Origin of the sequence: Marinobacter sp. DS40M6 (assembly GCF_028581595.1) — a bacterium.
Taxonomy (GTDB): Bacteria; Pseudomonadota; Gammaproteobacteria; order Pseudomonadales; family Oleiphilaceae; genus Marinobacter; species Marinobacter salarius.
Map to the genome: position 1 here is coordinate 60,502 of NZ_JAFCAE010000006.1, position 14,427 is coordinate 74,928.

The following is a 14,427-nucleotide window of genomic DNA, read 5'->3' on the forward strand; positions in this document are numbered from 1 at the left end:
CAGCGGCCTTTTTTGTGCCCTCACATTCTGCAATGATTGATGCCTACTTCGCGCTAACACCAACCACGTCTGGAGAAACAGTGATGAACGTAACTGCCGCATTTATCGGTCTCGGCGTAATGGGCTATCCAATGGCAGGCCACCTGGCAAACGCCGGCCTTACAGTCCAGGTATGGAACCGCACTCACGCCAAAGCAGAGAGCTGGGCGAGCCAATATAAAGGCAAGGCCTGCGACTCTATCGCCGCCGCCGTTGCTGACGCAGACTTCGTATTTACCTGTGTGGGTGCCGATATAGATCTGGAAAAAGTCTATGAAGGCCCTGAGGGCATCATTGCCAACGCCAAGCCCGGCGCCGTGCTGGTCGACCATACAACTGCTTCGGCAGGCATTGCAGAGCAACTGGGCCAGCTTGCCAGCGCCCGCAACCTTGAGTTCATTGACGCCCCGGTATCCGGTGGTCAGCAGGGTGCGGAAAACGGCCAGCTTACCATTATGTGTGGCGGGGAGGCCGACCCTTTTTCGCAAGCGAAACCGCTGATGGAGCATTACGCCAAAGCCCTGAACCACATGGGACCGATCGGCAGCGGCCAGAAGACGAAGATGGTCAACCAGATCGCCATCGCCGGACTGGTTCAGGGCCTCTCGGAAGCCCTTCACTTTGCCGAACAGGCGGAACTGGATGTCCGCAAGGTCGTCGACGTGATCTCAAAAGGAGCAGCTCAATCGTGGCAGATGGAAAATCGCTCAGGCACCATGATTGATGGGGAGTTCGAGCACGGCTTCGCTGTCAACTGGATGCGCAAGGATCTGGCAATCTGCCTCGAAGAGGCGCGAAAAAACGGCTCAAGGATTCCGGTCGCCGCACTCGTTGACCAGTTCTATGGAGATGTTCAGCAGATGGGGGGAAGCCGCTGGGATACGTCTTCACTGATACAACGGCTACGCAAGAAACCCTGAGGTTCGCTTTCAAACAACTGGCAGGATAGGTGTCGAGCCCAACCTGCCAGTCATCCTATAGTCACTTCTCTTTCGGCTGCCATTTGCCGTTCACAAACCACGCAGACCAGCCTGTCGCTTTGCCGTCCTTTTCCGACATCACATACTGCTCCTTGCTCTTCCGGCTGTAACGGATAACCGTCGGATTACCTTCCGGGTCACGCTCCGGAGCATCCATCAAGTAACCGTACTTGGGATCAATTTCCTTGCGGTGAGGTTTGATCTCCATAACCAGTGGCGGACGCGTCTCCCGATTTTTGGGAAACTTGCTGGCAGCCAGGAACAATCCGGAAGCGCCATCACGCAGCACATAGGTGTCTTCAACCTTCTGGCACTGCAGCTCAGGCATCGGCACCGGATCCATCTTGGGAGGCGCAGGCTCGCCGCTTTTCAGCAGCTTGCGTGTGTTCTTGCATTCGGTATTGGTACAGCCGAAGTATTTCCCAAAACGCCCGGTTTTAAGCTGCATTTCGGAGCCGCACTTGTCGCACTCCAGGGTTGGACCTTCATAACCCTTGATTCGGAACGTACCCTTCTCCACTTCATAGCCGGAACAATCCGGGTTGTTACCGCACACATGGAGTTTGCGACCTTCGTCCACCAGGTAACTGTCCATGGCCGTTCCGCATTTCGGGCAACGCCGCTTCTTGCGGAGCAGACGGGTTTCACCTTCGCCATCGACATCTTCGTCCGCACTGACAACCTCGTCACCGGACACCAGGTTGATGGTCGTTTTGCACCGTTCTTTAGGCGGCAGGGAGTACCCTGAGCATCCCAGGAAAACGCCGGTACTGGCCACGCGGATCTGCATGGGGCGGCTACAGGTGGGGCACGGAATGTCGGTCTCGGTCGGGGTATTCGCCCGCATGCTTCCGTCTTCGCCACTCTCGGCGGTTTCCAGTTGCTGACGGAAACGACCATAGAAATCATTGAGCACCTTTTTCCAGTCCACCTCGCCACCGGCGATGTCATCCAGCTCCCCTTCCATTTTGGCGGTGAAGTCAAAGTCCATCAGGTTCGGAAAGGATTCCGACAACCGTTCGGTGACGATCTCGCCCATTTTTTCAGCGTAGAAGCGGCGATTCTGCAAACGGACGTAGCCGCGATCCTGAATGGTGGAGATAATCGATGCGTAGGTGGATGGCCGCCCAATACCCTGCTTCTCCAGCTCCTTGACCAGGCTCGCCTCGGTATAGCGCGGCGACGGCTTGGTGAAATGCTGGCTGGGATCGAGCTTCTTCAGTGCCAGGGTTTCGTCAACCTTGATGTCAGGAAGCGCGATATCTTCATCTTTCTTGGCCGACTGGGGCGCCACTTTGAGGAAACCCTCAAACTTGATGATCCGCCCCCGCGTACGAAGCTCGTAATCACCGTTGGCAACCACAATGGACGTGCTCAGGAATTCAGCATCAGCCATCTGGCAGGCAATAAACTGGCGCCAGATCAGGTCGTAGAGCTTCTCAGCATCTTTCTCCAGGCCGCTTATATCGGCTGGCCTACGACTCACATCGGTCGGACGGATGGCCTCGTGGGCCTCCTGGGCGCCCTCTTTGCTACCGTATACCCTTGGTTTCTCCGGCAGGAATTTATCACCGAACTGCTTTTTGACAAATTCGCGGCAACCGCTCACGGCGTCCTGGCTCAGGTTGGTCGAGTCGGTACGCATGTAGGTAATGAAGCCGGCTTCATAAAGGCGCTGGGCCAGCATCATGGTTTTCTTGACGCTGAACCCCATCCGGTTGCTGGCCGCCTGCTGCAGCGTGGACGTAATAAAGGGGGCGGAGGGACGTGAGCGCGTCGGCTTGTCCTCTCGTTTGGCCACCTTGAACGTGCCATCTTTCAGGCGGTCAACATGTTCGACACTCTGTTTCTCACTGACTGGACGATAGGCTTTATCGTCGTATCGGGTCACTTCAAAACGAACGGGCTGCTCGGCCTGCTTCGAAGCCAGGTCAGCATGCAACTGCCAAAACTCTTCGGGAATGAACTTGCGGATTTCCCTTTCGCGTTCGACGATAAGCCGGACTGCAACCGACTGAACCCGACCGGCCGAAAGGCCGCGTGCTATCTTGGCCCACAGCAATGGCGATACCATATAGCCGACGACCCGGTCGAGGAATCGACGCGCCTGCTGCGCGTTAACGCGGTTGTTATCGAGATTCCCCGGATCCTTGAAGGCCTCCTGGATTGCGCGCTTGGTTATCTCATTGAACACCACGCGGCGATATTTTTCGGGTTCGCCCCCAATGGTCTGCTGGAGGTGCCAGGCGATCGCCTCCCCTTCACGGTCCAAATCCGTCGCGAGATAGATATGATCGGCGGACTTTGCCAACCGCTTGAGTTCGCTGACAACCTTTTCCTTGCCGGGCAGTATCTCGTATCGGGCGCTCCAGTCCTGGTCAGGATCTACCCCCATGCGGGCAACCAGTTGCTCCCTGGACTTCCGTTTCTTGTGAACCACCTTCTCTTCCGGGCTCATCTTGCGGGTCAACGCGGCCTGCCTGGCACGTTCTTTCGGATCTGACGTTGAGCCGCTACCGCTGACCGGAAGGTCGCGAATGTGCCCGACGCTGGACTTCACAATGAAGTCAGACCCCAGGTATTTGTTGATGGTCTTCGCTTTCGCTGGCGACTCGACAATAACGAGGCTTTTACCCATATCGGAGATCTGTGTCCTTGGCGATAATCGGTTAAAAAATCAGCAAACCGGAAACTCGCTGTAAAATCAGTCGGCTAGAAAACAGTCCATAGCCGCCACAAGTGTATAGGTGCATTGTTTTACAGGGTCAAGAAAAGCAAGACAACCCATTCTTTTATTTCCAGGCGCCTTTTTCTCCAGTCAGAGACAGGAAAGCCCGGCGTTTGCCGGGCCTCCTGAGACAGCGTTACTGATTCTGCTCAATGAATCAGAGACGCTCCCATACCGTTGCAATGCCCTGCCCCAGGCCGATACACATGGTGGAAACACCAAGCTTACCGCCTTTGGCCTGCATGACATTCAGCAGGGTTGTAGAGATACGTGCACCGGAACAACCCAGCGGATGCCCAAGGGCAATCGCGCCACCATTCAGGTTTACTTTCTCTTCCATTACACCCAACAGCTTCAGGTCTTTCAGGACCGGCAGGGACTGACCCGCAAAGGCTTCGTTCAGTTCCCAGAAGTCGATATCTTCGACTTTCAGGCCTGCGCGCTTCAACGCCTTCTTGGTGGCCGGAACCGGGCCGTAACCCATGATCGCGGGATCACAACCGGCAACAGCCATGCTGCGAATCCTGGCAACCGGCTTCAGGCCCAAAGCTTCAGCACGCTCTGCGGACATCAGCACCATGGCTGCGGCACCGTCAGTCAGCTGCGAGGACGTACCTGCAGTCACTGTACCGTTTTTCGGATCGAACGCTGGCTTCAGCTGACCCAGCGATTCAGCGGTGGTTTCGGGACGAATGGTCTCGTCTTCCTCGATCAGCACTTTAAAGCCGTTCTCGTCATGACCTTCAATCGGAACGATTTCGTTCTTGAAGCGGCCTTCCTGAGTGGCTTCATGCGCCAGGCGATGTGAACGTGCGCCAAACTCGTCCTGCTGCTCACGGGTGATGCCGTGCATCTTGGCGAGCATTTCTGCGGTCAGGCCCATCATATTGGACGCTTTGGCAGAGTACTTGGACGCAGCCGGGTTGTGGTCAAAACCGTCGGTCATGGGAATGTGACCCATGTGCTCAACACCACCCACGAAGAACACATCGCCGTTGCCAGTCTGGATCGCCTGGGCGGCGGTGTGGATCGCGCTCATGGCAGAACCACACAGACGGTTCACGGTCTGCGCAGCAGACTCATGAGGGATGCGGGTCAGCAATGAAATCTGACGCGCCACGTTGAAGCCCTGCTCTTTGGTCTGGTTTACACAGCCCCAGATCACATCTTCAACTTCTTTCGGGTCGAGCTTCGGGTTGCGCTCAAACAGTGCTTCGATAAGCGCAGCCGACAGGGTCTCCGCACGAACATTGCGGAAGCAGCCGTTTTTGGCACGCCCCATCGGAGTCCGCACGCAATCGACGACGACAACGTCTCTCGGATTAAGGCTCATAGATCTTTCTCCGTTCGGAAATCTCGTTCAGGGTTAGCCAAAGAACTTTTCGCCAGTCTTGGCCATTTCACGCAGCTTCTCGGTCGGATGGTACAGGGGACCAAGATCTGCAAACTTGTCTGCCAGCTCGACGAACTTGTCGACACCCATGTCGTCGATATAACGCAGGGCACCACCACGGAACGGCGGGAAGCCGATACCGAAAATCAGGCCCATATCGGCGTCTGCCGGGTCTTCAACAATGCCGTCTTCCAGGCAGCGAACGGTTTCGAGGCACAGAGGCAGCATCATACGTGCGATGATGTCCTCGTCGCTGAAATCGTTCTTACCCTGAACAACCGGCTCAAGCAGCTTGTAGGTTTCTTCGTCGACAACCTTCTTCTGCTTGCCCTTGCGGTCCAGTTCGTACTTATAGAAGCCCTTGTCGTTCTTCTGTCCGTATCGGTTGTTATCGAACATCACGTCAATGGCGGTAGTACCTTCGTGCTTCATGCGGTCCGGGAAGCCGTCAGCCATGACTTCGCCAGCGTGCTTGCCGGTGTCCATGCCAACCACGTCCAGCAGATAGGCAGGGCCCATCGGCCAACCGAACTTCTCCATGACCTTATCGACGTGCTGGAAATCCGCGCCGTCACGTACCAGGTTCACAAAACCACCGAAGTACGGGAACAGCACACGGTTGACCAGGAAGCCTGGGCAATCGTTGACCACAATCGGGGTCTTACCCATGGCCTTGGCGTAGGCCACTGTGGTGGCAATAGCCTTGTCACTGGTCTTCTCACCACGGATAACCTCAACCAGGGGCATCATGTGCACCGGGTTAAAGAAGTGCATGCCGCAGAAGTTTTCCGGACGCTTCAGGTTCTTGGCCAGAAGATCGATGGAAATGGTGGAGGTATTGGACGTCAGGATCGCGTCTTCACGAACATTGTCTTCGGTCTCACGCAGAACAGCGTCTTTAACCTTCGGGTTCTCAACAACGGCCTCAACAACCAAATCGACGTTCTTGAAGTCGCCGTAGTTGAGTGTCGGCGTGATGCTGTTCAGAACGTCAGCCATCTTGCTGGCGTCCATTTTACCCTTGTCAACGCGCTTGGAAAGAAGCTTCTTGGCCTCTTTAAGACCCAGAGCGATGCCTTCCTGGGCGATGTCCTTCATGATGATGGGCGTACCCTTCAATGCGGACTGGTAAGCCACACCGCCACCCATGATGCCAGCGCCCAGAACGGCCGCCAGTTTCACGTCATTGGCTTCCTTCTCCCAGGCCTTGGCCTTTTTCTTCAGCTCCTGGTCGTTCAGGAACAGGCCAACCAGGCAGGCTGCCACGTTGGTTTTGGCCATCTTGGCGAAGCCTTTAGCCTCAACCTCGATCGCTTTGTCACGGGTAAGGCCGGCATGCTTCTGCATGACCTTGATCGCCTCGACCGGTGCCGGATAGTTCTTGCCAGCCTGGCCGGCAACGTACGCCTTGGAGATCTCGAAAGCCATCATGCTTTCCATGGCGTTCAGCTTGATCTTGCCCTTCTTCTCTTCACGACGCGCCTGGTAATCCAGCTTGCCGTCGTTGCACTGGTTGATAATGCTGATGGCCGCATCTACCAGCTTCTCACCCTCAAGTACGGCATCAACTGCACCGACTTTAAGGGCTTTGTCGGCACGGTTCTCAGTGCCGCCGCAGATCCATTCAACCGCGTAGTCAACACCGACCAGACGGGACAGACGCACAGTGCCACCGAAACCTGGGAAAATGCCCAGCTTTACTTCCGGAAGACCTACTTTGGCCTTCTTGTCCATCACCCGGTAGTCCGTGGCAAGACACATTTCAAAGCCGCCACCCAACGCCATACCGTTGATCGCCGTTACGGTGGGGAAAGGCAGATCTTCAATCGCGCTGAATACTTCATTGGCCTTGAGGTTGTTGGCAACGAGGTCTTCTTCCGGCCCGGCAAACAGGTCGGTGAATTCCGTAATGTCGGCGCCAACAATAAAGCTGTCCTTGGAACTGGTCACAACCAGGCCTTTCAGGCCCTTCTGCGCTTCCAGTTTGTCAGTCGCGGCGCGGAGCTCTTCAATCGTGAGACGGTTGAACTTGTTCACTGACTCGCCCTGCAAGTCAAAGTTCAACTGAGCGATCCCGCCTTCGATCTCTTTAACCGTGATGGCTTTACCTTCGTAAATCATCAACTGATCTCCAGTCTGTGTTTGGAACTGCTGAAACAGCCGCACAAGCGCTTCGCAAGACGACCGCTGATGCAGCGAGATTTCGGTCACTGTTTTCAATCAATACCCGATCAAGCGATCCAAAAATTCATACAGTCGTTTGAATCGTGGTGTGACACGATGAAAAAAAACGGCTCGTTTGTCAATTTGTTTCTGGAAGAATCAACCCGACCAGCCTCGAAATGGACAGCCGAACGGCATCAGGAGGCGAATGGAATTGTTGTTTATCAAGTATGTAGTTCGAGGTATTGATGCGAAACGGTAGGTTTATCACGTAAATTTTAAATTTGTTTACATTTACTCCCGTAGCGCCCCCCAAAACAACTTGATTGGTCGGCGGAGTTACTTTACCTTCAGCCTAAGACTTTAGTCCACAATAATAAAACAGCCTTAACGGAGACCCATCCGATGAAAGACGCTCGCTTGCGGGTACGTTCCCTGGTAACGGCGCTCGTGCTGTTACTGATCACCTCCTTTACGGTCCGCGCCCAGGAAGGCGACGGCTTTCTTTCGGACCTGCATAACTTCCGGGTCAATAACTACATGGCACTCGACGCCTACTATCGGTTCAGCGCAAGCGGCGATACCGAAACCCTGAACGAGATTGTCGCCAGTATCAATGCCGCCAACGAATCCATGAATTCGGTCGCCGACAGCACCGCCGGCGTATTGTCCGGAGAACAGGTTGAAAGCCTCAACGTGGAGTTCGACAAATTCAAGGATCTGATGCGGAGCAACATCAACGACGTGCGCAACACCGGTTATCCCGACCTGCGCCTGGTGTCCGATATGGCGAACCAGGCGTTATCGATGAACCAGGTGGCTTCAGAGATGTACGCGGTTGCCCGGGAAAGCGCCGAAGTCGCAACTGCCCAGAGAGTTGAAGCCGCACGCTCGGCGGCAGTCACTATGGCACAGATGATGGCCAAGTACTCCGCCCGCACCCATTCCTCGGTATCGCAAACCTTCCAGGGCTCCTCCAACGACATCCCTCTTGACGAGCAGGCAAAGCAGTTTGACGCCTTCCTGTCACAGATCACCAAAGGCGGTGCCCAAGGCCCACTAAAAGCCGCTCTGGACGACCTGACCTCCAAGTGGGAGTTCATTCGGGGCTCCTATATTAACTATAACGACAACAACGTTGCGTTTGTGATCGACCGCTATTCCAAAGGCATTCTCCGGGGCCTGGAAACAACCATTGGCCTGTTGCGCGAAAACGCCTGACGTCCACTCCGACTGGGGCAGATTGTAGCCCCAGCCAACTCTCCTTTTGTCACCTTTCCAGTCAGTCATTGATACCTGTCAGTGTTGGTTTACACTTATGGGACAAGGTACTGCTTTGGCACACCAAGAGTTTGACCCCATCCGCGAAGGAGCGATGCGATGTCGATCTATAAGAAGATACTGGTGGCAATCGATCTGACCGAAGAGGCCCCCCAGGTACTCAATAAGGCCGTCGAAATAAGCAAAGCCCATAGTGCTGAGTTGATGCTTGTGCACGTAGTGGAGCCTGTTGGCTACGCCTATGGGGGCGACATTCCGATGGACCTGACGGAACTTCAGGATCAACTGGACAAGGCGGCAAAGGAACAGCTTGCCGGGTACGGTGAAAAGTACAATGTTGGCAAAGACAATCAGATAGTGACGGTGGGGCGCCCTGAATCCGAAATCCATCGGCTGTCTGAAGAGCAGAGTGTGGACCTGGTCATCGTGGGAAGCCACGGCCGCAAAGGGTTCCAGTTGCTTCTCGGATCAACCGCCAACGGTGTGTTGCATGGCACCGTCTGCGATGTCCTTGCGATCCGCATCCAGTAGCCGGACGATGGCCGCGGCGCCCTAGTCGGCGCCGTCGCCCTTCATTTTTGCTTCCAGTTTTCGAAGCTGACTTTCCAGGGAAAAGCTCACACTGGAGGCCATTGAGAAGAAGTTCAGCAATGCCTTCAGGTTACTGTCCCCCTCGCACACCGAATGAATCCGCTGCCATAACGCCTGGTTGACCAACTGCAGGCGTTGATTTCTCTCCACCAGCCCTTTCAGTTCCCAGTCTGGCTCCTTGTGGTTACGTTTCGCCAGGTACTGCTGCAAAAGGTAGTGAGACACACTCCTCATGATGAATTCATCGTTGCTGGCAAACGGCAAGTGATGCACGGCCATCGACTTCAGTTCGGACAACACCGGACACCCGCTTGTCGCCATTTTCAGCCCCAGCAATGACCTCAGGGACTCCTCAAGCGTGGTGTCCTTGGAATAACGCCTGCGGTCGTCTGTAACCTCCACAGTCACCTTCTGGTAGGCGTCCTCTGCCTGAAAGGCATTCACAACCGGAAGCATTTCAACGGCGGCGGGACATCGTGGCGACTCCGATGCTTTCAGCGGGCAGTTGGCGCATTGGCAGTGCTCCAACCTTGTCCAGCTCGGCAGGTTGCCCACCGGCTCAGCTGGCCGGTCCGTTACTTTAAACGTCTCGGAACGCTTGTCTTCAAATTTGAAGTGGTACGTTACATTCATTGATTCGCCTGTTCTTCCAGCTCCATCCAGCGCTCGATGACCTTCTCCAGGTGGGCTTCCTTGTCCCCGAGGTCCGCCAGGGTCGTGGAGACGCTCTCAGCGGGCCCGGAGTAGAATTCCGGATCGGAAATCTGTGCCCGAAGCTTTTCCAGTTCCGCCTCCAGCTCTTCAATCTGGCCCGGAAGTTTTTCCAGTTCAAGCTTCAGTTTGTAGCTGAGTTTTACGGGTTTTGTTTTTTTGGTGTCTGCCACTGCGGGCGTTTCCGGCTTCTTTTCCGGCACTGGGCTCTGGTTCTTTGGCGGCTTGGTGGCCTTTCGGCTTACCCCCTCAGAAGGGAACCGGCCACCCTGCCTCCGCCAATCGGTATACCCACCGACAAACTCCGCGACTCTGCCAGAGCCGTCCAGGAACACCGTATCAGTAGCGACGTTATCGAGGAACTCGCGGTCGTGGCTGATAACGATCACAGTACCGGCAAATTCCACCAGCCGGGATTCAAGTAACTCCAGGGTCTCCACGTCCAGATCATTGGTCGGCTCATCCAGCACCAGGATATTGGCAGGCTTACTGAAGAGCTTGGCAAGAAGAAGACGCGCACGCTCACCCCCGGAAAAGACACGCACAGGGGACCGCGCCCGTTCCGGGCTGAACAAAAATTCCTGCAGATATCCCAGTACGTGCTTGCTCTGGCCGTTAATTTCGATGAACTCCCGCCCCTCGGACAGGTTATCCAGCGCATTGCGTTCAAGATCGAGCTCACCCCGGAGCTGGTCGAAGTAGGCGATCTGCAAATTGGTGCCGAGGCGAATTCGGCCATCTGTGGGCTTCAGGTCTCCCAGCATTAGCCGGACCAGGGTGGTCTTCCCAGTGCCATTTTCACCAACGAGGCCAATCTTATCGCCCCTGAGGACCGTCATGTTCATGTCGCGAATGACCGCGGTACCATCAGGATAGGCAAATCCGGCATCACTGGCTTCCACCACCAGTTTCCCGGAACGGGCGGCGTCTTCCACCGAAAAGCTCGCAGTTCCACCGCGTTCGCGACGTTGCTGGCGTTCTTCACGCATGGCCTTTAGCGCCCTCACCCGGCCCATATTGCGGGTCCTACGAGCCTTGATCCCCTGGCGTATCCACGCCTCTTCCTGTTTTAGCCGCTTGTCGAACAACGCATTCTGGCGATCTTCCTCCTCCAGAGCCTTTTCCTTCAGGTCCAGATAGCGGTCGTACGTAGCGGCAAAACTCACCAGATGCCCGCGGTCCAGTTCCACGATGCGCGTGGCCATGCGGCGTATAAACGCGCGGTCGTGGCTGACAAACAGAATCGCGCCACGGAATTGACCAAGGGCCTCTTCCAGCCAGGCAATGGCGGGCACATCCAGGTGGTTGGTAGGCTCATCCAGTAACAGGATATCCGGCTCGGTCACCAGGGCACGCGCCAACAGGACGCGTCGCTGCCAACCGCCGGAGAGCGTGTTCAGACGCTGCTCCGGGTCGATGCCGTATTGCTCGAGGATGGCGCCGACTTTCTGGTCCAGACGCCAGCCATCCAGCGCCTCAAGGCGCTCCTGTACTTTCATCAGTCGGTCCAGGCTGGCTTCATCCGCAGTCTGGGACAACCGATGAAATTCCGCGAGCAATTCCCCGGTCTCCGGGAAAGCACCGGAAACGGCCTCATACGCGGTTCGAGTATCATTGACGGGGAGATTCTGGGGCAGCACTGACAACACCGCACCGTCGTCCAGCCGGACAACACCGCCGTCCGCCGTTACCTCACCGCTGACGATCTTCAGTAGTGTGGATTTTCCCTCGCCATTCCTGCCAAGAAGACACACACGTTCACCCGCCTCGATGGTCATAGAGGCTTGGTCGAGCAATGGCTGCATGCCAAAAGCAAGGGATACGGCATCCAGCGTTAACAATGGCACGTTACTGATTCTCCGTTGTGGCAGTCGTTTGCAGAGTAATCGGATCGCCGACCCGGATGGTCCCGTCCGATTCATGAATGGCGTTCATTCCGAAAATGACGCCGTCAGAGGTTCGCCGATAGGTTCCAAGCATCCTTAAAGGCTGCAGATCTACGGACTTTACGCCTTGGTCCGGGTCCACGGTGGTCATAACACAGCGGGAACAGGGCTTTACCAGCGTGAATGCCGTTTCCCCGATGCGTGCAGATGTCCAGTTGTCCTCATCCCAGGCCCCCGCGCCCTCAACAACAATGTTCGGCCGGAACCTTCGCATATCGATGGCCGAATCAAGGCGCGAGTTCAGCTCTTCAAGGGACGCAAGATTGGTGATCAGGAATGGAAAACCATCGGCAAAGCTGACCCGACGATACTCGGTAACCCGGCTCGCATCAACGCGGCGGAAGGTTTCCTCGGGCATATACACAAAGCGAAATTTCTGGCCACAGTAGCGGGACAATGCAGCAGATGCCTTGTCCTCTCCGTACACCGCTTTCGCCCAGTCCCGCCAGACCCTGACACGACACTCCTCAGTGTCCGGCAACAATGGAAACTCGCCCTCCCCCGGTATATCGACAAAGACCTGCCCTGAGTCCAACCGGGTTTTGATCATGGCGAGTTCCGGATTGCTTCGCTGGGTAACGAACTCGCGCTCGGAATCAACGATCATCCAGCGACGGTCATCGGCCGGACCGAACTCGTCCAGAAGGAATGAAGAAACCTGGATTCCGGCCAGGGATTTGACCGGATAGACATACAACGAATGTACCTGCATGGGCGCTCCCGAAACACTGACGACAAGGCATCCAATATGACCTGGCAGTATAACCGAGAACAGGGTGTGAAGACTGTGGCTTGCAGGCTAAAAATGAAAAACCCGGCCTTTCCTTTCGAAAAGACCGGGTTTTTGGAATCTGGAGCGGGAAACGAGATTCGAACTCGCGACCCCAACCTTGGCAAGGTTGTGCTCTACCAACTGAGCTATTCCCGCTTGATCAACGGACGCGTATTCTACGGATTCATCCTGGTTCGTCAACTCTTTTTTCAGGACCTTTTTCATCCCCATATTCAGACCGGTACGATCTCCTGTTCGCCTAACGCCAACCCGATCACGCGCGCAACGGTCTCAGACAGTGCAGCGTAATCCACACGCTGATCGTTGAGTAAAGAATCATATCCCATACCCAGAGTGACATTCACCAGCAGCGTTGCGTCTCTCTCCGGTGATGGCGAATCCAGCCGCTTCAGTATCTGCCGCAGGCCTGCGGTCCAGGCTTCACGATAGCTTCTTGCCAGGCCCGCAAGACGGTCATCCCTTAGCGCCTCCATAAGGAACACCTGCTCCGCCAGCATCTGCTGCCTTCGCTTAGTAAACTGCTCATGGAGGTAGGCCGTCGATATTACCGACAAACGCGCAGCCAATTCCTTGCGTTGGGGACCATTGCGCCGAAGGGTTTCTGCAGGGGTGGTATCCAGCACCAGATTGATGGTGTCATAAAAGCCATCAAGATTGTCCCGGGCTTTTTCAGCGAAGAGCATGAATGAGTCACTGATCAATTCATGAATATCGCGAAAGTAATAGGTGGTGGCGGCCAGAGGCACTTTCGCTTCCCTCGCAACAGCTCGATGCTTTATGCCTCGCAAACCGTCACGAGCTGCAATACGAAGGGTCGCCTCCAGGATTTTAAGACGCCGTAGCTCGCTTTTTACACGTAAGGTCTTGCGCCCCCTGTAGCGAATCGACTGCCGAAGTAATCGGTTCTCCGGCAGTTCACTGTTCGCCTGGAGTGCGGGGTTCTGTAACTGCCCCATGGCTGGTTTTCCTTGTTTCGATCGCCGGCCGCCTGCAATGGCCCTGAGACCTGTGCAGCGAAGCCTGATTCTTGTTAGTTTTTGTAAATTCTGCCGCATAAGGCGCCATGAAACCTTGATGGGCTTGGCAGTTCCGGCCTGTTGAACGGATTTGAAGGCATTTATTGGCCGAAGCGCTTACCGTTGGTCAGGTAGGCTTGCTCCTCCGGGCTCGAGGAGCGTTTCAGTGCCTGGTTGCGGTGTGGAAAACGGCCGAATTGGTGGATGATATCCCGATGGTCACGGGCGGATTGTAGAAAACTCTCCATAAAATCTCCGACAATGCCATCGGTGGCGGCGGCCAATTGTGAGTAACACTCCACAGACAGATCCTGATCCTCACGTTTTTCCGAGTGCTGCAGCGGCATATAGAGGAAGCCCCGCTTTACCGGGGGCAATTCCATGTCCTGTCCATCACGCATCGCTGCCTTACAGAGCTTTACAGACAACCGGTCATTGGAAAACGCCAGCGCTCCGCCCCGATGTATATTCCGTGTGAACTGATCCAGCAGGATGATCTCTGCAAGAGCCCCACCGGCCGTCTTGCGCCAGTGCCGCAGACCGTCCTCTGACGCAAAAAGGACCATCGACAGGAAGCGTCGCCGGATTTCCTGGTCGAAGGCACGCGTGGAACGGAACCAGCGATTCCTGTGAAAGCTGTCCGGCAGGCCGTGCTCATCAAGTTCACCAAACCAGAAATCCAGAATCTCTTTCCAATCGAACATATACCCATCCTATCGTCATCGAGCAGCACAGTGGCAGGCCTGCGGCTGCTACACTTTAGATTACTATCCCAGCTTTTATTCA

The 14,427-nt window shown here is 55.5% G+C and carries 11 protein-coding genes and 1 tRNA gene; 3 read left to right on the forward strand and 9 right to left on the reverse strand.

Annotation, left to right across the window (positions count from 1 at the left end; genetic code table 11):
• The first annotated feature begins 32 nt into the window (after positions 1-32).
• Entirely contained in the window at positions 33-959 is a 927-nt protein-coding gene (locus tag JJO78_RS15795) for an NAD(P)-dependent oxidoreductase (protein ID WP_410174115.1), read from the forward strand.
• A gap of 61 nt (positions 960-1,020) precedes the next feature.
• Here JJO78_RS15795 and topA read toward each other — a convergent pair whose 3' ends face one another.
• The 3 genes from topA to fadB all read right to left on the reverse strand — a co-directional run bounded on the left by topA (position 1,021) and on the right by fadB (position 7,261).
• Positions 1,021-3,657 (reverse strand): type I DNA topoisomerase, encoded by a 2,637-nt coding sequence (topA, locus tag JJO78_RS15800; RefSeq protein WP_228210705.1) that lies wholly within the window; start codon positions 3,655-3,657, stop codon positions 1,021-1,023.
• Positions 3,658-3,904: 247 nt separating this feature from the next.
• A complete protein-coding gene (gene fadA / locus JJO78_RS15805) occupies positions 3,905-5,080 on the reverse strand; it encodes an acetyl-CoA C-acyltransferase FadA (protein WP_036208088.1) in 1,176 nt (391 codons plus the stop codon).
• A gap of 33 nt (positions 5,081-5,113) precedes the next feature.
• Entirely contained in the window at positions 5,114-7,261 is a 2,148-nt protein-coding gene (gene fadB / locus JJO78_RS15810) for a fatty acid oxidation complex subunit alpha FadB (RefSeq protein WP_036208096.1), read from the reverse strand.
• A gap of 447 nt (positions 7,262-7,708) precedes the next feature.
• Here fadB and JJO78_RS15815 point away from each other — a divergent pair, with 447 nt between their 5' ends.
• Both JJO78_RS15815 and JJO78_RS15820 read left to right on the forward strand, forming a co-directional pair.
• Positions 7,709-8,524 carry a hypothetical protein gene (locus JJO78_RS15815; RefSeq protein WP_085680839.1) on the forward strand — a complete coding sequence of 272 codons (816 nt, stop codon included), beginning with the start codon at positions 7,709-7,711 and terminating at the stop codon, positions 8,522-8,524.
• Positions 8,525-8,683: 159 nt separating this feature from the next.
• Positions 8,684-9,115 carry a universal stress protein gene (locus tag JJO78_RS15820; RefSeq protein ID WP_041333209.1) on the forward strand — a complete coding sequence of 144 codons (432 nt, stop codon included), beginning with the start codon at positions 8,684-8,686 and terminating at the stop codon, positions 9,113-9,115.
• Positions 9,116-9,136: 21 nt separating this feature from the next.
• Here JJO78_RS15820 and JJO78_RS15825 read toward each other — a convergent pair whose 3' ends face one another.
• The 6 genes from JJO78_RS15825 to JJO78_RS15850 all read right to left on the reverse strand — a co-directional run bounded on the left by JJO78_RS15825 (position 9,137) and on the right by JJO78_RS15850 (position 14,345).
• Positions 9,137-9,808, reverse strand: coding sequence for a DUF6901 family protein (locus JJO78_RS15825; protein WP_075196843.1), 672 nt, complete (start codon positions 9,806-9,808; stop codon positions 9,137-9,139).
• Positions 9,805-11,733 carry an ATP-binding cassette domain-containing protein gene (locus tag JJO78_RS15830; protein WP_213479842.1) on the reverse strand — a complete coding sequence of 643 codons (1,929 nt, stop codon included), beginning with the start codon at positions 11,731-11,733 and terminating at the stop codon, positions 9,805-9,807. The genes JJO78_RS15825 and JJO78_RS15830 overlap by 4 nt, the downstream gene beginning before the upstream one ends.
• A 1-nt stretch (position 11,734) precedes the next feature.
• Positions 11,735-12,544, reverse strand: coding sequence for an MOSC domain-containing protein (locus JJO78_RS15835; RefSeq protein ID WP_273624076.1), 810 nt, complete (start codon positions 12,542-12,544; stop codon positions 11,735-11,737).
• Between the two features lie 140 nt (positions 12,545-12,684).
• Positions 12,685-12,760, reverse strand: a tRNA-Gly gene (locus JJO78_RS15840).
• 77 nt (positions 12,761-12,837) lie between these two features.
• Positions 12,838-13,581 (reverse strand): TetR/AcrR family transcriptional regulator, encoded by a 744-nt coding sequence (locus JJO78_RS15845; protein WP_051946981.1) that lies wholly within the window; start codon positions 13,579-13,581, stop codon positions 12,838-12,840.
• A 161-nt stretch (positions 13,582-13,742) separates the two neighbouring features.
• Positions 13,743-14,345 carry a DUF924 family protein gene (locus tag JJO78_RS15850; protein WP_036208113.1) on the reverse strand — a complete coding sequence of 201 codons (603 nt, stop codon included), beginning with the start codon at positions 14,343-14,345 and terminating at the stop codon, positions 13,743-13,745.
• Between the last annotated feature and the right edge of the window lie 82 nt (positions 14,346-14,427).